The sequence below is a fragment of the Sodalis sp. RH21 genome, from assembly GCF_047324175.1.
Classification (GTDB): domain Bacteria; phylum Pseudomonadota; class Gammaproteobacteria; order Enterobacterales; family Enterobacteriaceae; genus Acerihabitans.
Genome location: NZ_CP178732.1, coordinates 2,302,023 through 2,327,007, shown reverse-complemented (window position 1 = coordinate 2,327,007; position 24,985 = coordinate 2,302,023). Strand labels below are relative to the sequence as shown.

Sequence of the window (24,985 nt, the reverse complement as noted above, 5' to 3'; positions counted from 1 at the left end):
CCCCTCAGGCCGAGGCCCGCTCGTAGCTGGACAACGGCGAACAGGCGCCGCAACGGCCGCAGCCGGCCTTGATATCGGCGGAACGCAGGCCGCCGCCGCGCAGCATGCTGCCCAGGGGCTGCAAAATGGACTCCATGAAATCCGCTGCCGGCGGCGCATGATCCTCAAGCGGCGTACCGCGGATGGGCACGAACGGCACCACAAAGGGATACACGCCGATATCAATCAGCTCCCGCGCCGTAGACAATATCGCCTCACGGGTATCCCCCAGTCCCGCCAGGATATAGGTGCTCACCTGGCCGTGGCCGAACACCCGCACCGCGTCCTGGAACGCCGCCATATATTGCTCCACGGTGACGACGGCTTTGCCCGGCATAATGCGCGCCCGCACCGCCGGGGTTACCGCCTCCAAATGCATGCCCAACGCATCGATGCCCGCCTCCTTCATGCGGGTAAACCACAGCGCATCCCCCGGCGGTTCGCATTGCCCCTGCAACGGCAGATCCACCGCCGCCCGAATGGCCTCGGCGCTTTCGCACAGTACCCGCGCCCCGCGATCGCTGCCGGAGGGGGTGCCGGTGGTCATCACCATATGCCGCACGCCGTCCAGTTCCACCGCGGCCTTGGCCACTTCCGCCAGCTGCTGCGGCGTTTTACGGGCGATGGTCTTGCCCGCCGCCAGGGACTGGCCGATGGCGCAAAACTGGCAGGCCTTGCGCCGGTTTTCATAGCGGATGCAGGTTTGCAAAACGGTGGTGGCCAGCACATCGGCGCCGTGCAGGGTGGCGATATGGGAGTACGGGACACCGTCGGCGGTGCTCAGCCGGTAGAAATTCGGCTGGGAGACAAAGCTGATATCCCGCACCGGAATGGCGTCTTTCAGCAAATGGCTGACGCCGGCCCCGTCATGGGTCACGCTCCAGGGGGACTGGTGCGCCTGCTGGGTATACACCGGCACCATGACCGTCATGCCGTCGATAGTCACCGCCTGGTGATCCGACGGACCGGCGCCGCCCTGGCGATTGACATGGGCCGTCTGGGGATTGACCACCTTCAGGCCGTGGGTTTGCAGTTCAGTAATCAGTCGCTGGTTGCTCAGGCTCATGGCGCCCTCCTGTGAGGTCGGAAGTAAAGGACTCTGGGGCGGTTTGCGAAGACGCGAAGGAAATGTGCTGATGATGAACGGCCTGCTCATAGGACGCTTGCGGATGGCAGTAGTCCGCGGGCCGGTCATTGATCAGCAGGCTTAACAGTTCCGGCCGGGCATAGTGCCCCACGGAATCCATCATGCGTTTACGCTTGGCGATAAGCTTCATATCCAGATCGGCGATAAGAATGCCTTCCCCCTCGGTGATGGGAGGCGCCAGATGCCGTCCTTCCGGCGAGATAATGGCGGTATGGCACCCGCCGCGCAGCCCGCGCTGCAAATCGGCATCCGAGGTAATGGATTCAATCTGATCTTCCCGCAGCCAGCCGGTGGCGTTAATAACAAAACAGCCGGACTCCAGGGCGTGATGGCGGATGGTGACCTCCATCTGATCGGCGAAGATCTGGCCCACCAGCGAGCCGGGAAACTGGCTGCAGTGGATCTCCTCGTGCTGGACCATCAGCGCATAGCGGGCCAGGGGATTGTAGTGTTCCCAGCAGGCCAGGGCCGCGACCCGGCCGACGGCGGTATCCACCGCCTTCAGCCCCGAGGCGTCCCCCTGCCCCCAGATCATGCGTTCGTGATAGGTTGGGGTGATTTTACGCCGCTTCAGCACCAGCTCGCCGTCGGCGTCGAATACCAGCTGGGTGTTGAACAGGCTGCCGTGATCCCGTTCGGTCACCCCCAGCACCACCACCATGCCGTGGCGACGGGCGCTGTCGGCCACCGCGCGGGTAATGGGGCCGGGTACTTCCACCGCCTGCTGGTAAAGCCGCAGGTGCTCGGCGCCGGCGGTCATGGGCGGCGCGATAAAGGAAAAATAGGGATACCAGGGCACCAGGGTTTCGGGAAATACCACAATCTCGGCCCCCTTGCCCGCGGCTTCATCAATGGCATCCAGCACGCGCGACAGCGTTTTTTGCGCCTGGCCGAGGTCAGGCGCAATCTGCACGGCGGCGGCACGGATGATACGGTCCTGTGCCATAACGTCGGCTCCTTACACGGTCCAGGTATCAAGAATCACCGCGTTGTCGCGGATGTGCAGCAGCTTCAGATCCAGCACGTCCAGCGGATTGATGGCGCGGATGCCCTCAATGAGCGAGGGTTCGCCGTGGCCGTACAACGCCTGCAGGGCAAAACGGCAGGCAAAGACCTTGCCGCCTTCGGCCATGAATTTTTGCAGCTGGTTATTGAAGTTCATATGGCCGGGGAAGGCTTCGTCTCCCAGCTTGGGAAAGCCGCGCTGTACGCCGAGGGTCACCCCCGGTCCGTATAACAGAATCGAGGTTTCAAAGCCTTTGCGCTGCAGCCGGGTGGCCTGCAGCATATTCACAAAACCGATGGATCCTTCGAACGCGACGGTATGGAAGGTCACCAGCGCTTTCTGGCCTGGCTCGGCCTTCACGTCTTCAAACACCTTTTCTTCGTAATCCACCAGGAAATCGCCGGATTGATGTGCGGGCATTGTTACCGTTGGCATAATCTTAGTCTCTTCGCAGGTTTACTGGCATCGCCGACAGCCGCGGCGGATGATGTATCGCGCCGGCTAACGGACGCGTCATTATCCATGGAGCAAGGGTTATGCCAGGGGCGGAAAGGGACCATGCAATCATCGGCCAATCAATCGCTCAACTTCTGAGCAAAAAAAATTTTTAACGGCCTGCATTTGAGTTTATTTGGCAATCAACGCGCAGCAATTAACCAATTTGCTGCACAATGACAACGCAGGCGTAACCCATGATTGCACCATGCTAACGCATAACAAACAATCTGATGCAATCATTAAACACAATCATTACATCAATGATTGCATGGGCACGGATGAATCCGCTAGAGTGGAAGTCCGCCACCCAGAGAGAAACAGGAATGAAACGATTCGATCGTTGGACGCACTATATGCATGAACGACCGGAGCGTCCGGCCTATCTGCTGATTGCCGATTTGATCCATGACGCCATTGAAAGCGGTGATTTCCAGCCGCGGGATCGCCTGCCGCCTCTGCGGGATCTGGCGGTAAAACTCTCACTGAATTACACCACGGTGACCCGCGGCTACGCCGAAGCGCGCAAGCGCGGACTCATTGATTCCCGTCCGGGCACCGGCAGTTTTATCCGCGGCAAGGTGCCGTCGATCCCGCCCCGCAACGGCAGCAGCTATGAGATGACCATGAATCTGCCGGTGGAGCCGGATTCGCCGGATCTCGTGGCGCAAATCCGTCAGGGCGCCCTGAATCTGTTTGCCCACAAAGATCTGTTCCCCCTGCTGCGCTATCACGATTTCGGCGGCAACCATGACGACAAAGAGGCGGGATGCCGCTGGCTAGGGCGCCGTTTACCGGCGGTGGCCCCGGAGCGGTTGCTGGTGTGTCCCGGCATTCACAGCGTGCTGGTGGGATTGCTGACCCTGCTGGCGCGCCGGGGCGGAGAAATCTGCGTCGGCAGCCTGGTGTATCCGGGGCTGAAGGCCATCGCCGCCCAGTTGGATATCACCCTGCACGCACTGGAATGCGATGGAGACGGCCCTATGCCGCGCTCGTTTGAAAACGCCTGCCAGACCGGCCAAATCCGCGCCCTGTATCTCAATCCCACCATCAATAATCCCACTACCCTGACCATGCCGCTGCGCCGGCGTGAGAAGCTGGCGGACGTAGCCCTGCGCTACAGCGTGCCGATTATCGAAGACGACGCCTATGCCATGCTGCCCTCGGCGTCCCTGCCCGCCATGGCGGAGCTGGTGCCGGAACTGACCTGGTATATTACCGGCCTGTCGAAATGTTTCGGCGCCGGTTTGCGTATTGCCTGGGTGCACGCCCCCACGGTGCGCCAGGGGCAGCATCTGGCCGGCGCCATGCGGGCGCTGACGGTGATGTCCAGCCCGTTCACCAATGCGCTGGCGGCCCAGTGGATTAACGACGGTACGGCGGAAAGAATGCTGCTGGCGGTGCGGGAAGAAGCGGTGCTGCGCCAGCGGATGGCCGCCCGACTGCTGCGCCATTACAGTCTGCAGGCGGATGCCGAAGGTTTCCATCTCTGGCTGCGGCTGCCGCACCGCCAGGGCTGGAATCCGTCGGATGTGGCGGTGAAACTGCGCCATCAGGGGGTCAGCGCGGTCTCCAGCGCCGCCTTCTGTACCGACAATAATCCCCCCGATGCGCTGCGCCTGTGCCTGGGAGGGCCCAACAGCCGCGAGCAGTGCGAGGGAATGCTGAAAAACGTGGCGGACATGCTGGAATACCCCGCCTGGCTGTCCACGGTGGCGCTGTAGTGGCAGCGGTGCGTGAAGATCACGGTGGCGCTATAACCATTATAGTGAGGTTATTTTGTGGTATAGCCGCCATTCACCAGAATGGTCTGGCCGGTCATCCACCATCCCTCCGTCACCAGAAAACGTATCCAGGGAACGATATCGGCGATATCCGTCAGGCCGGTTTTGCTGAAAGGTGAGAGCGCGGCCGCCGTCTTATGGTAATCCCGCGCCTCGGCGCTTTCAGCCGGATAAAAGAACGGCGTATCCATAGGACCCGGACCGATGGCGGTGACGGAAATCCCCCGCTCGCCCAACTCCTTCGCCGCCGCGCGGGTAAAATGCTCCACCGGCGCCTTGGTGCCGGCGTAAGCGGCATAAAAAGGCGTAAACGCTCCAAGCAGGGAAGTCACCAGGGTACAGATTTTCCCATTGTCATTGAGGTGCTTCCCGGCCTCTTTAAGAAAGAAAAAGGCCGACTTGGCGTTCACCGCGCTCATCTCGTCATACTCCGCTTCCGAGATATCGAACAGGGGCTTTTTCAGCACCTTGCCCACGGTATTGACGGCAATGTCCGGCCTGCCGATGGCCGCCGTCACGTCCGCGAAGAGCTTTTCCACGGCGCCGGCCGTGGTCAGGTCGGCCTGAAAGGCCACAGCCTGCGCTCCGGCGGCCATGATCGCCGCCACGGTGGCCTCCGCGTCATCTTTACTTCCCGCTCTGTTGTAATGTATGGCGATGGCTTTCGCGCCGTGCGCGGCAAAATCACGCGCAATCAGCCCGCCCAGATTTTTCGCGCCGCCGGCAATAATGACGGATTTGCCTTTGATACTGTGCTCTGTCATGACGTCAGTCCTCTTCTCTATGGGTATAACAGCCAAAGATGGTGCCCCCTGAGAATAGCTCCTGCATTTTCTGTATAAAGGCCGCAATTCTGATTATACTGTCCATAAAACACGAACAATGTAATTTTTATGGACAGAATTGACCTCTTTCGCATTTTTATACGGGTGGTGGACTGCGGCAGTTTCACCCGCGCGGCCGACGTAATGAACATGCCCAGATCCACCGTTTCCGCTGCGGTTGCGGAGCTTGAATCACGGGTAGGAACGCGCCTGCTTCACCGCACCACCCGCAGCGTTTCCCTCACCTCCGATGGCCGGGCTTTTTATGAACGCTGCCTGAGAGTGATACCGGACGTGGAAGAAACGGAAAATCTGTTCAGACAAAACGATAGCCAGCCTGTGGGGAAAATCAGATTTGATGTGCCGGGACGCATTGGCAGGCTGATCATCGCGCCTTCACTGCCTGAATTCTTTACCCGCTATCCGCACATGATGCTGGAAATGGGAGCATCTGACCGCAATGTCAGTCTGGCGGAAGAGGGAATAGACTGTGCCTTGCGTGTGGGAAAACTGACCGACTCAAGTCTGGTGGCCCGTAAACTCGGGTTCCTGAAATTCATCAATGCCGCGGCGCCGGCCTATATCGCCCTGCATGGCCAACCCGCTACGCCTTCAAATCTGCCCCGCCATCTGGCCGTCAACTATGCATCGCCAACCACGGGCCGGGTCGAGAGCTGGGAATGGCCGGAAAACGACAGCTACCGGTCCGCTGTCCTGCGCGGCCGGATAACGGTCAATAACGCCGAAGCCTACATTGCCTGCTGCCTGGCCGGTCTGGGAATGATTCAGATACCCCGATATGACGTACAAAAACACCTGGAATCAGGTGACCTGATTGAGGTCATGCCCGCCTACCGCCCCCGCCCACTTCCGGTCCAGCTACTCTATCCACACCGTAAACACCTTTCCCGTCCGCTACAGACTTTTATAGCCTGGGCAGAGCCTCTCCTGAGGGAAAAACTGATGCTGGACGCGCCGGATTCTGATTCAGAGAAATGCTGAATACATGCCATTTCAAGGGTCCCACAGCACGATAAGCCCGCTATCACCCAGGGGTGAAGCGAGCGTATTAAAGGGAAACTGATGGGGTCTATGCAGGTGTGGTTTTCCCGCCTGCCCAAGCTCCTCAACGGCGATCCTGATGATGTCGCGGGTATCATTCGATGGCACCATCAGCCGTCCTGACGTCTGATAAACATATAATTCCTCGCTGACCGCACACGGACTGGTGCGCAGGAATACCGATATGTGCCGGCAGTATGGGCGCTCGCCCCGGAGATTTCTGCGGCACGCTCTGCATAGCCAAAAATCGCCTGGCGCATATCGTCATAACCGGTAATGCACGTACCGAAGGAACGGCTACAGACGATTTGCTACTTGGTGAGCGCAAACTCCACCAGAGCTAAACATGGCTTACCCGCAGTTCCCTTAGGGTCTGTTCCAATATTCGTTGACATTCTTGCGGATGAAGCCTGGCGCGCATTCCGCCAGTTAAAGCATATTCGCGATGCCCATCGCCCCAAGCTTTTTGCTGATCCGCCGGCCCACCTCCTGACTGCCTTCACAGGGACCCGTGCCAGCAGCTTTTGCTGCCGCACCGGATCGGTGAGATCCACAACGCCTTCGGTCTTTACTCATTTTTTTGCGACGTAGTTGGCCAGTTTGGCCAAGGGTTTGGTTTGTGCAACCCCCACCCCGACGATTAACCCGGTCTCTTTTAAAATACGTGCCCGTACGTCCCGGCCAAAATTCTACAACCGCAGGCAATCACATACCCCGGTGAGGTTCAAAAAAGCCTCGTTGATAGAATAGATTTCCAGCACAGGCGCCATCTCTTCAAGAAGAGTCATCACTCGGTTGGACATAACCGCATTTATGTGGAATAGAAAATCGACAAGAAATATCTCGGAGGCTCGATATTCATCCTGTTAGTCAGGGAGTAATTTCGGCAACTTGATTACCGATTAGCTGTCCATATGTTGATGCCCTTGAAGTCGATGTGGGGTATGCGTGCGACCTCAGTCAAGAGACTTCATCAGATTATTGATAGCCGTGAAAGGAATGGCTTCATTTGCAAAGGTGAAAGTGCCCTTATCTTTCACCTCTTGTGCCGCGCGTAATAGGCCGCCGAGCGCTGCTCTAGCGAATGAGCTGCCGACGCTTATCCGTCGCACGCCGACATCGGCAAGCTCAGCCACATTGAAATTGGAGCCGGAAAGTCCCATCACTACATTGACCGGTTTATGGAGGGCTCCGCACAGCGTTTTTATCGATTCTAGGTCAGGCAGACCTGGAGCATAAAGCACATCGGCGCCGGCTTGTTCGAAAGCTTGAAGTCTGAGGATTGTGTCATCCAGATCGTTTATGCCAACGCTAAAGTTTTCAGCTCGAGCCACTAGCATGAAAGGGAACGGCAGAGCTTTAACTGCCTCAACCGCAGCACTGATACGCTCAACCGCATGATTGAACTCGTAGACAGGGCGATCTATTTTTCCTGTTCCGTCCTCGATTGACCCGCCAACCAGACCGGCTTCGCCAGCTATACGAATGGTGTGGGCAACCTCTTCGGCAGAATCTCCGAATCCGTTTTCTAAATCAGCACTTACAGGCAAATCGGTCGCCTCGACAATATTTTTGGCATTCTCTATTATCTGACTGCGCGAAAGTAACCCCTCTGAATCACGTACGCCGAGGCTAAATGCAAAACCAGCACTGGTTGTGGCGAGGGCTTCAAATCCTAGTGACGTCAGCAGTCGTGCGTTACCAGCATCCCAGGCGTTGGGTAGGATCAAAGGTTCACTTCTGGAGTGGAGGGCTTGAAATACCATTGCTTTGGTGAGTAGGCTCATGAAATGTCTCCTTGCCGATGGTTTAACTAGTGAGTTGGTGATTGACGATATAAGCCGATTAATATATAGCGTTACCCGCGTCCACCATGCAATCCCCACTGATCTCAATAAAATACGTCGCGCTGGGATGCCGAATAATCCGATTATTTAAATCGATCCGCTCCTCCACCTGGTCCTGAGCCGGGCTGGGAAATCCGCACTGAACACGCTCAATTAAAAAGTCGCTTCACTGCTGCAAGTCATTCCGTCGTCTTTATAATTTTCACGTTAAGATCTACTAAAAACTGTATATATTTACAGTAATATCTAAACCCTAAAATTATCAAGTCGTTTCGTACCGTTTTTTTTCAGGGAGACTGATACTTCAGAATATTCAATTTGGCCCACAATTGAATAAATCTATCTGGATTCATCCTTGGCATGGGCTTCAAACGCGAGCGGACGTCCAAAGGTCAAAGAAAATATGGTGATTGTCAGATCCCCGTTTATTGCTGCGCCGGTAACTTTTATCGCACAAAGTAGAACGCATCGTGTCACTCACCTGTATACCGGAGTTCAAATGCGAATTTATCTGTGCGAAAAACCGTCACAGGCCAAAGACATCGCACGGGTGTTGGGCGCGAAACAACGCGGGGCCGGTTGCTACAACGGTCCTGGTATCGTCGTGACCTGGTGCATCGGCCATCTGATCGAAGCCGCACCCCCGGAAGTTTATGGTGAACAGTACAAACACTGGACTATCGAACAGCTTCCCATTATTCCCGAGCGGTGGCAGGTCGAGGTCAAACCCAAGACCGCCACGCAATTCAAGGCCGTCAAGGCGTTGTTGGCCAAGGCTACCGAGTTAGTGATCGCAACCGACGCCGACCGCGAGGGTGAGCTGATCGCCCGAGAACTCATAGACCTGTGCAGTTATCGCGGATCAATCCAGCGCCTGTGGCTATCGGCGCTCAACGATGCCTCCATCCGCAAGGCACTCAGTGCGCTGAGACCTTCAGCCGAAACGTTGCCGATGTACCACTCCGCCCTCGCCCGCTCGCGCGCGGACTGGCTGGTCGGCATGAACCTCAGCCGGCTGTTCACCCTGTTGGGTCGTCGGGCCGGCTATGATGGCGTGCTGTCGGTCGGCCGCGTGCAGACACCGGCGCTGAAGCTGGTCGTCGATCGCGATCGCGAAATCGCCCGTTTCGTCTGCGTGCCGTACTGGTCTATCGGCGTTACGCTTTCCGCCGCCGGGCAGTCCTTTACCGCACAGTGGCTGGCTCCCGAGGCATGTTCCGACCAGGCCGGCCGGTGTCTGCAGGAATCCATTGCACAACAGGCCGCACAGCAACTCCGCACTGCCGGCAGCGCTCAGGTGGATGACGTCGAAACTGAACGTGTCCGCGAAGCGCCGCCGCTGCCATTCGACCTGGGCACATTGCAGGAGGTCTGTTCCAGGCAACTGGGCCTGGACGTGCAGGAGACGCTGGACATCGCCCAGGCGCTCTATGAGACGCACAAAGCGACCACCTATCCGCGCTCGGACTCGGGATATCTGCCGGAGAGCATGCGGGCCGACGTGCCCACGGTCCTCGACAGTCTGCTCAAGACCGACCCGTCCCTTCGGCCAGTGATCGACCAGCTCGACCGGACCCAGCGCTCGCGCGCCTGGAACGATGGCAAAGTCACCGCGCACCACGGCATCATTCCCACGCTCGAACCGGCGAACCTGTCGGCTATGAGCGACAAGAAGCGGGCCGTCTATCGGCTGATCCGTGCCCACTACCTGGCGCAGTTCCTGCCGCATCACGAATTCGATCGCACGACGGCGCGTCTCTCATGCGCCGATCAGGCACTGCAAGCGGTCGGCAAGCAGATTGTCGTGCCGGGTTGGCGCCTGGTGCTGGCCGAGCCGCAGCCGGAGGACATCGGCGAAGAAGCGGCGCCCCGCAGCCAAGTGCTGCCCGCGCTGCACCAGGGACTGTCCTGCCACGTGACCGGCGTCGATCTGAAGGCGCTCAAGACACTGCCGCCCCGCCCGTATACGCAGGGCGAATTGGTCAAGGCCATGAAGGGAGTCGCCAAACTGGTGTCCGACCCGCGATTGAAGCAGAAGCTCAAGGACACGGTCGGTATCGGCACCGAAGCGACGCGTGCGAACATCATCAGCGGCCTGCTGGGTCGCGGCTATTTGTTGAAGAAGGGTCGCGCCATCCGTGCATCGGATGCCGCCTTCACCCTGATCGACACGGTACCCGCCGCGATCGCCGACCCCGGCACCACCGCTGTGTGGGAGCAGGCATTGGACATGATTGAAGCCGGCCAATTCACGCTCGATGTCTTCCTCGAAAAGCAGTCCACGTGGATCTCGCAATTGATCTCGCAGTACCGCAACACTACCTTGTCGATCAAGCTCCCTCAAGGGCCTGCCTGCCCGCAGTGCGGCGCCGCCACGCGCCAGCGCACCGGCAAGAGCGGGCCGTTCTGGTCCTGCAGCCGTTACCCCGACTGCCAGGGCACCATCGCCGTCGATGGCCAGCGCCCCGCCGCCGCACGAAAGCGGCGGCGCACGGCCAAGACGTCCTGACTACGCCAGATGACCGCCACGCCCGCGATGTCCCGCGGCTTGCCCCGCATCCCACGGGGCATACCAAGCATGTCCCCGCCTTCTGCAATGGCATGTCCCTTCCGGCGCCTCATGCCGCCGGGTGGATGAAGGTTTGTTTCAGTCCTGCCGCACGCACGCGGCTTGTTGATCTGCGTATTCCACGTCTGAACCGAAGGGTCTCCTGGTCGCTTGCACGCGAGAGACCAAGAGACCCTTCGGGGACGATGGTGTTCATTGCCGGTGCCCGCCGGTGAAAAAATGGGCTCCTTTTGTGCGCGGATGTGCGCCGAACGATACCGACCCCAACCACGAAACGGGTCGGGTGCGAACGCTGACGCAGCGCCAGGCTCTACCGACGGCCCAGCGCCTGCCACAGCCCACGGGTGGTGTCTTGTTCTTCCGCTGGGGGCTCTAGCCCCCAGCATCCTGTTCCGATTATCTCTTACTTTTCACGTCGCCGCACAAGGTTCGCGGTTCTATGGCCAATTATTTTCCAACCAAATCTTCAGTTAAATGCCATCTGCGACCTACAAGCAGCATCAAAATAAAGGACTGTGTGATTATTTTTGGACTGTTCTGGCGACAAGGCAGGATGTTTCATCGCCCCTTAAGTGTGACATTTAATCTCTTTCATGAGATTTTCTATATACTGTTAAATATCCTCCCGAGAGGAGAATGCCCAGATTGGTGGTTTATACCTGCCTTGAGTCTCCGTACAATACCGGCTTCAGATAAAAACATCTCATGCTGAGTTAATGTAAGGAAAAAGTATGTCGTCACAACAAAATCAGGATCTAACAGAAGAGATTGCTGGTTTTTTAGCTCATTTTTCATTTTGTGCCCTGGTGGCGCTGAATTTAGCACGGCAGGATGGGCGCGCGGGCAATGCAGTCTCCGACCATATGTTTTTGATGCGCTGGCTTGAAGGCGCACAGCGGCAAAAACGTTTCCCCAGAGAAGTCGCCGCCGAAATATTGTTGCTGCAAAATTTAGGGAAAAAGAACGGACCACAGTCTCATCTGGCTAACAAATTGCAATATCTATGGGAGGCATGTTCGGGTTTTGGTCCGGCTCTCAGCGATGTAGCCCGTCTGAATGCTGCCATCGCACAATTAAAAAAAACCGGCTGGCACAATGAATTACTCAGCCAAGCGGAATGGCACCAGGGTATTCCCACGGATATTCTTCATTCAGGCATTAATGCCATCCTGGCCGAACGCCTAGCGATTGAATCAGCGTTCAATAAAAATGGTGTTCTTAAATCATCACTGGAGTTTTTGATTTTCGGCGATAACTCCGCTGCCATCAATGCGTTCATCGGTGTTTCATTGATCTTGAGTCCTACGTCAGACCCACAAAAGTTTCAACTACTGCCAGTATCGGCAATTAAAGCTAATGGTATTAAGTGAGTATCCACCATGACCTGTTGGGGGTAACAAACCAGACGGTCTTCAGGCTCTTTTTCTTTTGCTTTCCCGAACCACCCAGCCTCGCGGGAGGGTTAATCAAAATCAAACCATGCGTTGTACTTGCACACCTCGCACCAGACATGCCCAATCTGTGGATATAACCGAGTTCACCGAACAGGTACAGCGCACAAACGATTCTGTTCATGTGAAATTTCCACGGTTCTACCACGCAAGGCAACCCATGGAATAGGTGCATGCTGAATCCGGAACCACCAGTTTCCCTTTTCACCACGACAGCTACGGCCGAAAGACCGAAGCTGAGTCGCATAGTCGCTGACATTGTCGGCAGATTGCCCGCAGCCAGGGTCTTCAGGTTGCGCTTGGGGGAATCCCAAATGACCTGCCAGTCCGCCCCAGCATCATTCTGCGGACGCGCGCTCCCAAAGCGCCGATGCTTCTTATCTTCTCAACGTCCGCGAGGGGCATACGTCCCTCCGGGATGGTATGTCCCTCCGTCTTCTCTACAGGAGCAACATACATGTCCCGAAATCCATCCTTTGCCATCGTCCTCGAAGGCGGCCTAGTCCAATCCATTATCGTCAAGGACTGGCCGTCTCACATGCCGCTGCCGCAGATCGCGGTGGTTAACTTTGACACCGAAGGCGCCACCGACGACGAGATCACGCATTTCTCAATCGGTGACAAGCCCGCCGAAGCCGTCTGTCACTGCCCGGTGCCGGAGGTTTACGAATGCTTCGCCATCACGTTGTCCCCCCGAAAGGTGCTCACTGCGTTAGGGGAGACCTTCGATAACGAAGACATCGAATCGCCGCTGGCTGTTGCCCTTGGCGTTCGACAAAGAATTCTCGACCTTGATGCACATCTCAACCAATTGGAGAAACCGCCTACTGGGGACGAGTACAACGAATTATTCGTCCTCGCAAACGACGGTTTGATCGATGTGCTTAAAGCACTGGGCGATCCAGCTGACTTCGGTGCATAGCCGGGTTCTCTTCCACCTGTCCGATGCCATCTGGCGTCTGATTTTCTCATACAGATACCATGTTCGCATGGGCTGGCTTCGCCTTGCGCACCTGAAGCCACACCCTTGCAAACAACAACTTTCACTCACCCAACGGCAGGGGGATCCAATCCCTAACAGGGAATTGCCCCGGCCATACTCTGCTGGAGAAATCCCATGTCACAAATCGTCAACCCCTTCAACCGCGGCTATCAGCGCCCGCGTATTGAACGAACACTGCTCATTACTTACGCAGATGACTGCCCACCGGTCTGGCGCCCGTTGCATCTCAGCCAGGCACATCTTCGCGATGACCAAGTCGCACTGTTCCCCTGCCTGTTCGGCAAGGATTTCGCACTCATCACCGAAGGCCAGGACGTGCGCGAAGAGCTGGAGGCCCAGTGCCAAATCGAAGGTATTGTCAGAACGGCGGTCTACGCCGTCACCGCGGATAATATCGGTGGTCAACAAGTGCATGTAGGCGACACTTACTCGGAGGAAAACGCCCGTGAAGTGGTGCGGCACCTGCGGTTTGAGACGGGAGTCTACAGCCGCTGTTGGGAAATCAGTTCCGCTCACCTCACCGAAGAAGCTGACCGTTACCTGACCGAGCTGGCTGACTACGGCACACCGAGCAACTTCATGTTCGTTGCTTTTCGCATTCCGTACAGCCCTGTGATCGGTGTCAAACTGATTGCCACACCCTGGACGAATGAAAACCTGCAGAAGGTCGACGGCATAACCGCCGAGTGGTTGCGGCTAAAGCAGCGGAAGAAAGGCGTACCGGAATGCCTCATCGAGGTACTCCACCTGGCCGCCATGGCCGACGTTCGCATGCTGGTGTTTGATGCCGACGCCCCGCTACTGGACGGTCTGACGCTGTATGAAGATGAGTGATCCATGATCCCCAAACGGGGCTCTTTCTTTTCAGGAATCCGGTGTCACTGCCGTTCCATTTTTCCGATGACCGCAGCCAGAGTATGACGAATCCTCATCTTATGTCCGCTGGCGTTGCCGGCAGCATGCCCAGGTAGTCCCGGTCTTCAAGACTACGACGCGATTTGTCGCGCCGACCTTAATCCTCTTCGACGCATTTCGCGTCTTGTTACTCACCCCTCAAGGGCATCCTCCCTTGCAGGACGGGTGCCCCTTGGTTTCCACAAGGAGTCCCTATGGATCATTCAACCATTCGCGCACAGATGCCGACGCTGGTTGACGGTCATATACCATCCAATGTCCGCAGCTTCAGATTCAACATCTTCGACGGCCAGCCCAAGGTGTCGACACTGGGTTTTTACATCGACCCCAAGCCGTTCGAAGGCAAGGTCATTGCCAGGACCGACGAGGCTATCGTCATCAAGACGGGCCGGGCCGAATTCGCGGTGCTCGACCGGGCGCTCGTCACCGAGGTGCCAGCCCAGGGCGTTAAGGTACGGGTCGAACCCTATGCCAGGCGCCGCTTCGATGGCCTGCGGGCAGACACGCCCGAAGAACGCACCGAGTTCGCGGCGAACGGCCAGCCTTACACCATGAAGACGTTCATGCTTGGGTCCGCACCCGCGAAGTTGCCAGTCCCCGAGCCGCGTTGTCCGGAGTTACAGGCTCTCATTCAGCAACTGGAAGAGTTGCCGGCACCCGATCATTATCGTCGCATTACGCACCTGCTGGTCGATGCCGGTGCCCGGGACTTCGCCTGGGTCGATCCGTTGCCTAAAGATATCATCGCAACACCGCCGGCCATCAGTTTTACCGTTTCCACGGCGAAGTTTGAGGGCCGTATCACCGTGCTATACGAGCGTACAGATGACCTCTACGCGCTTGAATTGCGTCGCGGTGAAAAACTGGTCGAGCGGGTAGATGAAATTTACTTCGACCTGCTAGGAGAAACGCTGGAACGGCTGATCGATGACGGTACCTGGAAGCATATCAAAGTAGAAGTTATTTCTGGCAATCGCAAGTCAACTCGTATTGTCCCCCACAGTTGACGTTTACTCGTCATAAAGCCCCCAACAGCAGGGGGCTTTTTTCTGCTCAAGATGGGCGTATTCCACCATGAATACGGACACCGGGTAGTGCCGATTCTTGGTCGTTCCCAAGCGAAACATACGGCACGCTTCAACCATGTGTCACTACCGATGTAATTATGACCCACCTACCAATGTAAATCTGACCCACCTGGGGTAACAATGGCAGCTTTAAGAAGCTGCCCATGCTGACATTGGAGTTACGAGTGGAGATCGCAGTTCTTTTACGTCAGGGCATGTCTATACGCGGCATTGCTCGCCAGCTTTCCTGTTCCCGGCAGACCGTCCGCCGCTATATCCGTATGCAGGAGTCCCCGGCCAAGGCCAGCTACAAGTCCAGGGCGCCGAGGCCCGGCAAGCTTGACCCGTATAAGCCTTATATTCTTGAGCGTGTGTACGCCGCCAGACCGCATTGGATACCTGGCAGCGTCATGCTCAGTGAGATACAACTTCGGGGATATTCCGGTGGCTACAGCATGCTTACCGCCTTTTTGCTCAACCTCAAGCAACAACCGGTTGACCCGGTGGTCCGTTTTGAGACCCAGCCAGGCGAACAGATGCAGGTTGATTTCACCGTGATCAGACAAGGCCGTCACCCGTTGTTGGCTTTTGTCGCCACCCTTGGTTGGAGCCGGGCTACCTTTGTACGTTTCTACTCCTGCCAGGATACCGCCGCATGGTGTGATGGCATTGAGCAGGCGCTGCGCGCCTTTGGCGGAACGCCACAGCACCTGCTTTTTGATAACGCCAAGACCATTATTCTTGAACGCGATGTCTATGGCCTTGGCCGCCATCGGTGGAACCCGCCGCTACTGGCGCTCGCTGATAAGTACGGTTTTACGCCTCGCGTGTGCCGTCCCTATCGCGCGAAGACCAAGGGTAAAGTTGAGCGATTTAACCACTATTTGAAGACCAGTTTTGTCGTTCCCCTGGCGACCACCTTTAAGCAGGCCGGTTTAGTCCTTGACGTGGATTCTGCCAACAGCCGTATCGGGCCATGGCTTACCACCGTCGCCAACGCCCGCAAGCATGGCACCACCGGCATTCCCCCCGAGCAGCGGCTACAGCAGGAGATTGACGTGCTGCTCCCGTTGCCGCGCGAAGGCACAGAGGTACCGTTATCGGTTGATAACCGCCGGGTTTTGCCCCGTGAGAGTTTTCAACATCCGCTGTCGGTCTATCAGTCGCTGCTGGAGGTGAGGTCATGAGCCTTCAGCATCAGCGGATCAGCGAACTGTGCGAGTACTTTAAGCTTGACCGCATCGCCGCCGAGTGGCCTGGATTGGCACAGAAGACGCTGGATGATACCGGAACGTTCGGCGATTTTCTGGAGCAGTTGCTTCGACTGGAGAATGACAGCCGCAACGAGCGTCGGCGTCAGACGCTGCTGCGCCTGTCGGGTTTGCCGGCGGTTAAAACGCTGGAGCAGTTTGACTTCAAGTTTGCCAGCGGCGCACCGCGAGCACAGCTGCAGGAACTGGCGGGATTGGCGTTTATCGAAAGACAGGAGAACATCGTATTACTCGGGCCTTCCGGCGTTGGCAAGAGCCATTTGGCCTGCGCGTTGGCACATAAAGTCGCGATGGCCGGACTCAGCGTACGCTTCATTACGGCGGCGGATATGATGTTGCAACTGGTCGCCGCTCACCGTCAGGGCGATTTAAAAGGCTATTTAGGCCGGTGTGTCACCAAGCCCCGATTATTGGTGATCGACGAAGTGGGTTATCTGCCGTTCGGTAAAGAAGAAGCCAATTTATTCTTCCAGGTCGTGGCCCGCCGTTATGAAACAGGCAGCGTGATATTGACGAGTAACCTGCCATTTACGCAGTGGTCTGGGACGTTTGGCGATGATGAGACGCTGACGGCGGCGATGTTGGATCGACTGCTGCACCATGCGCATATCGTCCAAATAACAGGCCAAAGCTATCGATTAAAAGACAAGCTCAAAAGTGGTCAGTTAAGGAAATCAACGCCGACTGAATCACAACAATAATTCGTGGGGGGTGGGTAACTTTTACTTTGGCATGGTGGGTCACAATTCGATCGGTATTGACAACCATGTTCCGCTGATGATGTCAGCGACATGCCAGGCAGCTTTCGGTCTTTGAAGTTGCCCACGGTTCACCGTGTGACCGAACCAGTTCGCACCGCATCCTTGCGCGAACGACCACCGGCTTGTAGGTGGCGATGCTTGCCTTATTACCTGAAACCCACCGCGGTGTTACGCCCTTCCCGTCAGGGGCAAGTGTGCCCGCTTATTTGTCCCCAAGCCTGGAGATCACCATGACTATCTCACCCAACGAAAAATCTTTCTTCGATCTGCACATCACCGGTCTCGGATATCTCAATCGTGTCCGCGAAGTGAAACCCAAGAAAGGCGATACCTTTCTGGCCTGCGACATTGCCGCGCTAAATGGTCCCAGCGATGACGTCTCATATGTACGTTTCGATACGCGTGTATCGGGTTCGGAAGCGCAGCACCTGGTTCGTCGCTGCATCGACGCCGTTGAGGCGGAGAAGAAAGTGATGATCGGGTTCCGCCTCGGCGACCTATGGACCGACACCTTCACTTATTCCAAGGGGAAGCGTGCCGGCGAACAAGGCGTAAGTCTCAAAGCCCGCTTGCTTTTCATCAATTGGATCAAGGTCGATGGCAAGCAGGTCTATAAAGCCGAGACAAAGTCGATCTATACCGACGAGCAGGAAACGCAAACCCCTGCGACTTCCGTTGCACCGATATCTCAGGAAGAGCTCGAACCCACCACTCCTGCTGGGGAAGCTACTACCGAAGCTGCCGCTGATACCTCCGTATCGACCGTAGCAGAATCATTCTGATCGAAGGCCCCCACCCAGGGGCCTTATCCTTTATCCTCCGCTCCTTTATCGCAATCACCATGCGATACAGTGCTGCTTACTCATCTCACGCCGGCGTCTTTGAGCCGGAGTAGACCGCAGTTTTCAATCATCACCGCGCTATCGTACCTATTACGACCATCGGTATTCATCCTTATCGATACTGCTGAAACTCGGATGTTTTAATCCCTTAACCAGTCCTTGGTTGGTCCTGCATTGCAGGTTTGTTCCCCGTAAGCGTACTCGCCTGGTCCTACGCCAGTCGATATCGCTTGATCAATCCTCAAGGAGTTAGCCATGCAACTCGCATCTCGCTTCGCCTCACGTACCCCAATACTGCGTGCCGATCATCCTCTATCGGATGACCAGATCCGCGCAGTAGCTCCTTCCATCTTTGCGGAGAACCCGCATGAAAGCCGTTCCGAGCGGTACAGCTACATACCGACCTCCGCCGTCCTGACGGAACTACGCAGTGAAGGATTCGAACCCTTCATGGTCTGCCAGACCCGCGTACGTCATGAAGACCGCCGCGAATACACCAAGCACATGATTCGTCTTCGCCACGCCAGCCAGATCAATACCTCTGAGGCCAACGAGGTGATTTTGCTCAATTCCCACGATGGTACGAGTTCGTACCAGATGCTCGCTGGGATGCTGAGGTTCGTTTGCCAGAATGGTCTGGTCTGCGGCGATATGTTCGCAGAGGTACGCGTACCCCACAAAGGCAACGTGGCCGACCAGGTGATCGAAGGCGCCTATACGGTGCTGCAGGACTTCGAGCGTGTGGGGGAGTCGCGTGATGCAATGCGTTCCATCGCGCTCGACGAGGGTGAGTCGGAAGTGTTCGCGCGTTCTGCGCTGGCACTCAGATACGACGACCCCGACAAGCCCGCACCCATCGCGGAAAACCAGTTGCTAAGCCCGCGGCGTTTCGGTGATCGGAACTCCGATCTCTGGTCAATCTTCAACAGAATCCAGGAGAACCTCATCAAAGGCGGTCTGCCTGGTCGATCGGCCAATGGCCATCGACAGCGGACACGGCGGGTGCAGGGTATCGACCAGAACCTGCGGCTCAACCGAGCTTTGTGGATGTTGGCCGAAGGCATGCGCCAACTGAAAGCCTGAATGCAACACGAACCTTGCCCGTTGCGGGCAGGGTCCACTTTTTCCTTCAGGTGCCTTACCCGCACCACTTCCAACATCCAAAGGAGAGCCGTTATGACGACCAGATTCACCCCCCAAGCTGGCTGATTCACCGATCACCGACCCAGGCCAACTCATGGTCCGCACCATCCATGGCCGCAATGGTCCTTTCATCGTTGGCAAGCTCATCACTCCGGTTGGAAAGTTCGAGGTCAAAGATGCGGAACTTGAACAATACCCGGAAGATAAACACGAAGGGGATTTCGTCATCGGTTACATGTCCCCGCATGTGTTCACGGCTGGCCGCTGGGTTGGGTTTGAGATCTGCGTTTACCTGGTCGGAATGACCCTTCCGGTGCTCGATGCGCTGAGCCGGGACGAAGTTGAAAACTTCACTTCCCAGGAAGTCGATCCGCTTGACGAGGAACAGGGCACCTCGTGGATAACGCATGCTGCCTCCCTCCAGTCCGAACCTGCTCCCCTGTTGGGAACGATGGATCCACTGATCGATACCACACCCGTCGGCGTGGGCGCACCGTCTTCAGCAGTTGCCACTTCTGGCAGCCCCGGCAGCGACGATGCCACGTTGTCCGGCACGCTCTGGCCGCTGGGTGAGTCGGTGAAACTCGGCTCGACCATCGACCGGCGCACCTTGCGCGCGCAGATTGCGCGACTGGATGCGCTGGGCTACGCGCTGGACTTCAAGACGCAAGCGTGGAGCCGCGAGGCCGAACGGCAACCTGCGTGATCTTCGACGCCGCATTCGCGGTATTATTCATCCACCCGCCGGGGTTCCTTACCCCACGCGCGGGGGAGGACTCTGGTTTCATTCTGGAGGTCTTCATCATGTCAACAATCGCATGCAACACATCTTCGCAGCCTATCGAAGAGAACCGTTCCGCGCTCGATGAACCAGCGTGGCGAGCTGTCTGTAAATCCACAGGCGCGCAAGCCAATCATGGTTGCGGTCTGTCTTACGACTACTACGTTGACCGCTTCAGTTCGATGATTGATGTGCGAATTGGTCATTTGCCCGAATACCAGCGCGCGCAGGCCCTGCAAATCGCAAAAGAGGAATGGAGCTACGCGACACCTGCCGAGAGGCAGGAAACCCATGACTGGAATGCAGAAAACAGCTATTGCACGCACGGGATCGAATTGGGTTGCTGCCCGGCCGGTTGCGGTTCGTATTGAAGACTGCACTTGGCTCCATCGCCGCGCACATGCGGCATTTCATCACCCGCGGGGTTCTTCCCCGACGGGGAGGGACTCCAGCTTTTTTTCAAGGAGACCCCTCATGAGCTGGACTTTTTCACACTGGACCCGCAGCGAGCTGATCCACAAGCTGACGCAACCGGATGAGAGCGAAGCCGTGCGTTACGAAACGATCGCCCATACCCTGCGCGGCAACGTGCTGTGGTCGGTCGTTCGGATCACGGCCAAGCAGCCGGACGCGCTTGGTCTCGATATCGGGCAGTCCATTATGTTCATCGCCTGCTACCTGCTGCAGGGCTCCGGCTCAGGCTGGGGTTACAAGTCGATGGATGAGTCGATGCACCCGTTCTACTACTCGTGCCCACAAGGCTACCTGTCCATGGCGCCGGAGCAATCGCGCGAGTGGCGTAAAGGCGTGCGTGCCTACCATGCGCGTCGGCGTACACAGATTGCACCTGCCAAGACGATGCGGACCTGATCCCCCGTTCGATCTGGACTCAATTTTTTCATCCCACGGGACAGCGTCTGCCCCGGCGGCGGTGCTGTCCCTTGCTTTCATCCAAAGGACACTACCATGCCTGCAACCACTCCTTCCCAATCGCTCTACCGAATCTACGAATGCCCCGACCTGATGGCCGACGGCTGAGTCGGCGACAAGCGTGGCAACCTTGTTTTCCTGTCCGTCTGGGCGCGGGATACCGCGCTCCAGCAGTTCCTCGCCCGGCCCATCCTGGGCAGCGACGAGGATGGGCCGGCGTACGCTGTTCGGTTCCATGGTCAACCTGTGGCTGTTAGATAGCCGCTGCGTGAAGCCCGACAAGGCCAATGACAAGGCGCAGGCGCTGCTGCCCGGCGAGTCCGCTCACCGGCCCGGCAGGCTGTGGACGCTGGTGCAGGACACCTGCCCCTTGCCCTTACTCGACCACTGGCGCGCCACAGTGCTGGGGCTTTTGCAGCAGCAAAAAATGCTGGTACGGCTTCCCGTAGCCCTAGGGCCGTTGAAAGGCCATCGACTTGTGCTTGATATCCCGGTTATCACCAAGTTACTCGCCGATTTGATCCGCAACGACACACGTAGTGCAGTTGATCACGAACTGACTTCAGGCAAGCAGATTCGGCGTGTCAGTTGAAGCTACTTCTACGGGCATGCGCACCGTGCATGCCCTCGACTTATCCCAAGCCTTTCAGGAGATATCCATGGCTATCATGTTCCCCCGGCTTGCCCGCAAGTACGTCAGGAGTCGTACCTGAGTCCGGGTTGGACGCCCCCAACCAGTAAGGTGATTCGGTGGAAGTGGCGTTCGCTCGACAACTCGTCACAGCCTGAGCCGGATGCTGTGAATGGCGGCCTCTACGGAGGCCGTTTTTTCCCGACTAAAAGCGGGCAAGGCGGGTTTCCCATTGTCTGCTGCCATCGCCGCACCCGCCTGCGAAAGTGGGATAAAAGACCAAGGGAATCACACTATGCCACCAGTTTTTTTCTCCCCCAGCGACGCAAAGAACGCCTGTCTGGTTGGCCTGACGCTCACGGCCGGGTTACTGGCGGGATGTACGACTGCGCCAACGTCCGCCATCTCTCCCACTCCGCCACGGGACACACCAAAAGTGGTAGCCCGATCCGGCCCGGAATTCGTACCTGTCGTCCGCTACGGGCGCTATACCCTTGTTGAACTCGTGCCCCAACCTGCCCAGCGTGATTTGCTGTTGCAGGTCGTCGCCGTTTCGGTGCCGTCCACATTTGATGCCAACGTAGGCTATGCCCTGCGACATGTGCTGATGCGCACCGGTTACCAGCTTTGCCACACGCCCGAAACCGCATCGTTGTATGCACTGCCACTGCCTGCCGCTCATTTTCGCTTCGGCCCCTTACAACTGCGCGACGCACTGCTGATGCTGGTCGGTCCGGCCTGGGACCTTTCTGTAGACAACGCGAACCGGAAGGTCTGTTTCGATCGGCATGTTGCAACAGAGCACATAAATGGTGACATCGCCGGTCGAGCAGGAGCCGATGTACTCTCCCCGTTTAAAGACGCACAGTCGGTATCGGGGAATGGATCGCCGCCCAGGAAGCAGCAACCATGAACATTCAACAAAACGAGGCCGGACAGGATCGCCACTCACGTTGGCTGAAGATCGCAGCTGTCGTCTGGCTGTTCACCATCAGTTTTCTTACGATCATCAATACCGTCGGCGTCACGCGCCAGGATCATCAGCAACAGACCGCGGCCCTGGACGCCAAAGCCGAGGATATGGCCAAACGGCTGGCAGATATCGAGCGACAGGTCGACGCAGATAAACGCCAGCCGAAGCCGGTCACCCGCGCCGAGTTCACCAGAACGCGTCAGGCGTTTCAGGCGCGTATTGACCAGTTTGAGCAGGCGCATGCCGCCATTGTGCAGGTCAGTGACCTTAAAGCGCTCCAGGACCGCGTTGAATCACTCGCGCGCTTCGCCGGTGCTTTCCAGAAACCCGCCCCGGTCGCAGCAGTGCGCCGCCCGGTAGCGAAGGCCTCGAAACCTACGGTGCCGAATCTACCGTTTCGCGTGGTCGAGATGGAGCTCCGCGGCGGCGAGCGCCTGCTGTCGGTCGCTCCATTGACATCGACAACACTTAACGATGTGCGCCTCCTGCGCCAGGGCGACGCCGAGAGTGGCTGGATATTGCAATCCATTGAGGCCGACGCCGCGCTGTTCCGCGCCGGCGGACAGGCGCGGCGCGTGCCGCTGTCCCGGGAGTAACCCATGGCTCCGCGACTGTTTTCCGCTGCCGCGCTCGTTGCCAGTCTCATGTTTTTTGGCGCTGGCCAGACTACGGCACAACCTATGGCGACCATCCCTTCTCGCCTGATCCCTAGCCAACTTCGTCCGAGTATGGATACCGTCTCTGACGAACGCCAAGCGCAGGACTGGGGGCTGCGCCCAGAAGAATGGACACGTTACCGGGAACTGATGAAGGGACCGCTCGGTATCTGGTCGCCCAACCTCGATCCGCTGACCGCACTCGGCATAGAAGCGCGCAGCGATGAAGAGCGGGACCATTACGCCGAGCTGCAGGCGCGAGCAGAAGCCCGCCGCGTGGAGAAGATCCTGGCCTATCAGCGTGCCTATGATGCTGCCTGGTTAAGGCTGTTCCCCGGCCAGCAGCGCGTGAACTTGCCTGGCGCTCCATCGCCCGATACCGGCAACACGGGCTCTGACCGGCTGGCGGTGTTTATCAAAGCGAACTGTCCAGCCTGCCAACAGCGCGTACAGCAATTACAGGCCGCAGGGACGACTATGGATATTTACATGGTCGGCAGCCGGCAGGACGATGAGCGCATCCGCACGTGGGCGACGCAGGCCGGTATCGACCCGGTGAAAGTGCGTGATCGTACTATCACGCTCAACCACGATGGCGGCCGCTGGCTCTCGCTTAGCCTGCCCGGCAACCTGCCTGCGGTAGTGCGCGAGGTGAACGGCCAATGGCAGCGGCAGTAAGCACCACATACCGACTCCGGGCGGCAACAGCGGCTTTGCTGCTGACGCTTGGCACCGGAACCGGCCGCGCCCTGGAGATACCACCACCGGCATACCAGCTCGCCGCACAGCAGATGGGCGTGCCGTCTCCGGTTCTCTACGCCGTTGCCCTGCAGGAAAGCGGTACCCGGCTTCGCGGAAAGATTGTGCCTTGGCCGTGGACACTCAATGTCGCTGGCCGCGCCGAGCTTTATGCCACCCATGCCGATGCTTGTGCCGGCATTCGCCGGGCGTTATCCCGGGTTCCTGCCAACCGTATTGACGCCGGTCTTGCACAAGTCAACCTGGGTTACCAGGCCCATCGCTACAACGGCCCCTGCGATATACTCAATCCCTACCGAAATCTCGCGATCGCCGCACAAATCCTGCGCGAGCAGCATACCCCCGGTGAGGACTGGTTACTTGCTATCGGACGTTATCACCGCCCCGCTGGCGGCGCCCCCGCTGCGCGCTACCGTCGTAGCGTCAACCAGCATCTTGCGCGTGTCCTTGGCCCCGGAATATCCCTGACTTCTGCGCGGAGTATTACACCATGAAGAAAATATTGTGCCTGCTGCTCACCTGGCTGCTGTCATCCATGACCGCCTTTGCCCAATCCCCCTCTACACACCTAAACGTCGTGGAAGATCGCGGAGGTGTCTCAGCGCTCCCCTATTACCGGGCGCTCGCCCCTCAGGAACTAGCACCATCAGAAAATCATGAACCGGCCCCACACAGGGGTGGCCAGGCCGATGCCGAGGCATCCATGCTGCCGGTACGCTCTAAGTTGCTTTCACCTGGTGTAGAATCGCAACGTATTATTCGCGCACCCGGCCTGTCGCCGCTTTTCCTTATCGGCGATGACGAACGCTCGCGCACCTGGTTGCAACAGCATCGTGAAGCGCTGAACGAACTCAATGCTATAGGCCTGGTCGTCAACGTGGACACCCCCGAGGCACTGGCCGTACTAAGGCATATGGCACAAGATCTTACGCTTTCGCCCGTTTCCGCCGACGACCTGGCCCAGCGGCTCGGCATTCGCCACTACCCGGTGCTCATCACCGCCACCGGCATCGAACCCTGACGTGAAGT

The 24,985-nt window shown here is 57.7% G+C and carries 24 protein-coding genes and 3 pseudogenes; 20 read left to right on the top strand and 7 right to left on the bottom strand.

Features of this window, described 5'->3' with window-relative positions; genetic code table 11:
• Positions 1–4 precede the first annotated feature (4 nt).
• The 3 genes from ACL2XP_RS10650 to ACL2XP_RS10640 are packed head-to-tail and all read right to left on the bottom strand — an operon-like array spanning position 5 to position 2,627.
• Complete coding sequence (locus tag ACL2XP_RS10650; protein WP_413731054.1) at positions 5–1,099, bottom strand: MSMEG_0568 family radical SAM protein; 1,095 nt, start codon at positions 1,097–1,099, stop codon at positions 5–7.
• Positions 1,074–2,132 carry a Nit6803 family nitrilase gene (locus ACL2XP_RS10645; RefSeq protein ID WP_413730182.1) on the bottom strand — a complete coding sequence of 353 codons (1,059 nt, stop codon included), beginning with the start codon at positions 2,130–2,132 and terminating at the stop codon, positions 1,074–1,076. Before ACL2XP_RS10645 ends, ACL2XP_RS10650 begins: the two co-directional genes overlap by 26 nt.
• Before the next feature lie 12 nt (positions 2,133–2,144).
• The gene (locus tag ACL2XP_RS10640) at positions 2,145–2,627 is read right to left on the bottom strand and encodes an MSMEG_0572/Sll0783 family nitrogen starvation response protein (protein WP_413730181.1); all 483 of its coding nucleotides are present in this window, start codon (positions 2,625–2,627) and stop codon (positions 2,145–2,147) included.
• A 386-nt stretch (positions 2,628–3,013) separates the two neighbouring features.
• Here ACL2XP_RS10640 and ACL2XP_RS10635 point away from each other — a divergent pair, with 386 nt between their 5' ends.
• Positions 3,014–4,411 carry a PLP-dependent aminotransferase family protein gene (locus tag ACL2XP_RS10635; RefSeq protein ID WP_413730179.1) on the top strand — a complete coding sequence of 466 codons (1,398 nt, stop codon included), beginning with the start codon at positions 3,014–3,016 and terminating at the stop codon, positions 4,409–4,411.
• Between the two features lie 50 nt (positions 4,412–4,461).
• Here the strand turns inward: ACL2XP_RS10635 and ACL2XP_RS10630 are convergent, their stop codons facing one another.
• Positions 4,462–5,235: an SDR family oxidoreductase gene (locus ACL2XP_RS10630; protein WP_413730178.1), complete on the bottom strand. Its 774-nt coding sequence runs from the start codon at positions 5,233–5,235 to the stop codon at positions 4,462–4,464.
• Between the two features lie 129 nt (positions 5,236–5,364).
• Here ACL2XP_RS10630 and ACL2XP_RS10625 point away from each other — a divergent pair, with 129 nt between their 5' ends.
• Entirely contained in the window at positions 5,365–6,297 is a 933-nt protein-coding gene (locus tag ACL2XP_RS10625; protein WP_413730177.1) for a LysR family transcriptional regulator, read from the top strand.
• Positions 6,298–6,309: 12 nt separating this feature from the next.
• Here the strand turns inward: ACL2XP_RS10625 and ACL2XP_RS10620 are convergent.
• The 3 genes and pseudogenes from ACL2XP_RS10620 to ACL2XP_RS10610 form a co-directional block, all read right to left on the bottom strand.
• A pseudogene (locus ACL2XP_RS10620) lies at positions 6,310–6,585 on the bottom strand (hypothetical protein); the annotation flags it as partial.
• A 728-nt stretch (positions 6,586–7,313) separates the two neighbouring features.
• Positions 7,314–8,144 carry an isocitrate lyase/PEP mutase family protein gene (locus tag ACL2XP_RS10615; protein ID WP_413730175.1) on the bottom strand — a complete coding sequence of 277 codons (831 nt, stop codon included), beginning with the start codon at positions 8,142–8,144 and terminating at the stop codon, positions 7,314–7,316.
• Between the two features lie 73 nt (positions 8,145–8,217).
• Positions 8,218–8,358, bottom strand: a pseudogene (locus ACL2XP_RS10610) (S24 family peptidase); the annotation flags it as partial.
• Positions 8,359–8,703: 345 nt separating this feature from the next.
• On the opposite strand from ACL2XP_RS10610, the gene ACL2XP_RS10605 reads away from it, so the two are divergent.
• From ACL2XP_RS10605 to ACL2XP_RS10520, 18 genes and pseudogenes are all read left to right on the top strand, one after another.
• The gene (locus tag ACL2XP_RS10605; RefSeq protein WP_413730173.1) at positions 8,704–10,713 is read left to right on the top strand and encodes a DNA topoisomerase III; all 2,010 of its coding nucleotides are present in this window, start codon (positions 8,704–8,706) and stop codon (positions 10,711–10,713) included.
• Positions 10,714–11,504: 791 nt separating this feature from the next.
• A complete protein-coding gene (locus tag ACL2XP_RS10600; protein WP_413730172.1) occupies positions 11,505–12,143 on the top strand; it encodes a DUF2913 family protein in 639 nt (212 codons plus the stop codon).
• A gap of 538 nt (positions 12,144–12,681) precedes the next feature.
• Positions 12,682–13,146 (top strand): hypothetical protein, encoded by a 465-nt coding sequence (locus ACL2XP_RS10595; RefSeq protein WP_413730171.1) that lies wholly within the window; start codon positions 12,682–12,684, stop codon positions 13,144–13,146.
• A gap of 195 nt (positions 13,147–13,341) precedes the next feature.
• Complete coding sequence (locus ACL2XP_RS10590) at positions 13,342–14,061, top strand: ABC transporter substrate-binding protein (RefSeq protein WP_413730169.1); 720 nt, start codon at positions 13,342–13,344, stop codon at positions 14,059–14,061.
• 275 nt (positions 14,062–14,336) lie between these two features.
• Entirely contained in the window at positions 14,337–15,149 is an 813-nt protein-coding gene (locus ACL2XP_RS10585; RefSeq protein ID WP_413730168.1) for a GTPase, read from the top strand.
• 224 nt (positions 15,150–15,373) lie between these two features.
• Positions 15,374–16,396, top strand: coding sequence for an IS21 family transposase (gene istA, locus ACL2XP_RS10580; RefSeq protein ID WP_413736016.1), 1,023 nt, complete (start codon positions 15,374–15,376; stop codon positions 16,394–16,396).
• Positions 16,393–17,181 carry an IS21-like element helper ATPase IstB gene (gene istB / locus ACL2XP_RS10575; RefSeq protein WP_413730144.1) on the top strand — a complete coding sequence of 263 codons (789 nt, stop codon included), beginning with the start codon at positions 16,393–16,395 and terminating at the stop codon, positions 17,179–17,181. The genes istA and istB overlap by 4 nt, the downstream gene beginning before the upstream one ends.
• Positions 17,182–17,471: 290 nt before the next feature.
• A complete protein-coding gene (locus tag ACL2XP_RS10570; RefSeq protein ID WP_413730166.1) occupies positions 17,472–18,023 on the top strand; it encodes an STY4534 family ICE replication protein in 552 nt (183 codons plus the stop codon).
• Positions 18,024–18,338: 315 nt separating this feature from the next.
• Entirely contained in the window at positions 18,339–19,166 is an 828-nt protein-coding gene (locus ACL2XP_RS10565) for a DUF932 domain-containing protein (protein ID WP_413730164.1), read from the top strand.
• Between the two features lie 118 nt (positions 19,167–19,284).
• Positions 19,285–19,932 (top strand): DUF3275 family protein, encoded by a 648-nt coding sequence (locus ACL2XP_RS10560; RefSeq protein WP_413733197.1) that lies wholly within the window; start codon positions 19,285–19,287, stop codon positions 19,930–19,932.
• Between the two features lie 98 nt (positions 19,933–20,030).
• Complete coding sequence (locus ACL2XP_RS10555; protein ID WP_413731052.1) at positions 20,031–20,378, top strand: hypothetical protein; 348 nt, start codon at positions 20,031–20,033, stop codon at positions 20,376–20,378.
• A 103-nt stretch (positions 20,379–20,481) separates the two neighbouring features.
• On the top strand, positions 20,482–20,877 hold the full coding sequence (locus ACL2XP_RS10550; protein ID WP_413730161.1) for a hypothetical protein: 396 nt from the start codon (positions 20,482–20,484) through the stop codon (positions 20,875–20,877).
• A gap of 96 nt (positions 20,878–20,973) precedes the next feature.
• A pseudogene (locus ACL2XP_RS10545) lies at positions 20,974–21,529 on the top strand (hypothetical protein).
• A 334-nt stretch (positions 21,530–21,863) separates the two neighbouring features.
• Positions 21,864–22,481: a PilL N-terminal domain-containing protein gene (locus ACL2XP_RS10540; RefSeq protein ID WP_413731051.1), complete on the top strand. Its 618-nt coding sequence runs from the start codon at positions 21,864–21,866 to the stop codon at positions 22,479–22,481.
• On the top strand, positions 22,478–23,137 hold the full coding sequence (locus tag ACL2XP_RS10535; RefSeq protein ID WP_413730160.1) for a hypothetical protein: 660 nt from the start codon (positions 22,478–22,480) through the stop codon (positions 23,135–23,137). The genes ACL2XP_RS10540 and ACL2XP_RS10535 overlap by 4 nt, the downstream gene beginning before the upstream one ends.
• Positions 23,138–23,140: 3 nt before the next feature.
• Entirely contained in the window at positions 23,141–23,875 is a 735-nt protein-coding gene (locus ACL2XP_RS10530; protein WP_413730159.1) for a TIGR03759 family integrating conjugative element protein, read from the top strand.
• Positions 23,860–24,450, top strand: a complete 591-nt coding sequence (locus tag ACL2XP_RS10525) for a lytic transglycosylase domain-containing protein (RefSeq protein WP_413730158.1) — start codon at positions 23,860–23,862, stop codon at positions 24,448–24,450. Before ACL2XP_RS10530 ends, ACL2XP_RS10525 begins: the two co-directional genes overlap by 16 nt.
• Positions 24,447–24,977, top strand: coding sequence for an integrating conjugative element protein (locus ACL2XP_RS10520; protein WP_413730157.1), 531 nt, complete (start codon positions 24,447–24,449; stop codon positions 24,975–24,977). The genes ACL2XP_RS10525 and ACL2XP_RS10520 overlap by 4 nt, the downstream gene beginning before the upstream one ends.
• Positions 24,978–24,985 lie beyond the last annotated feature (8 nt).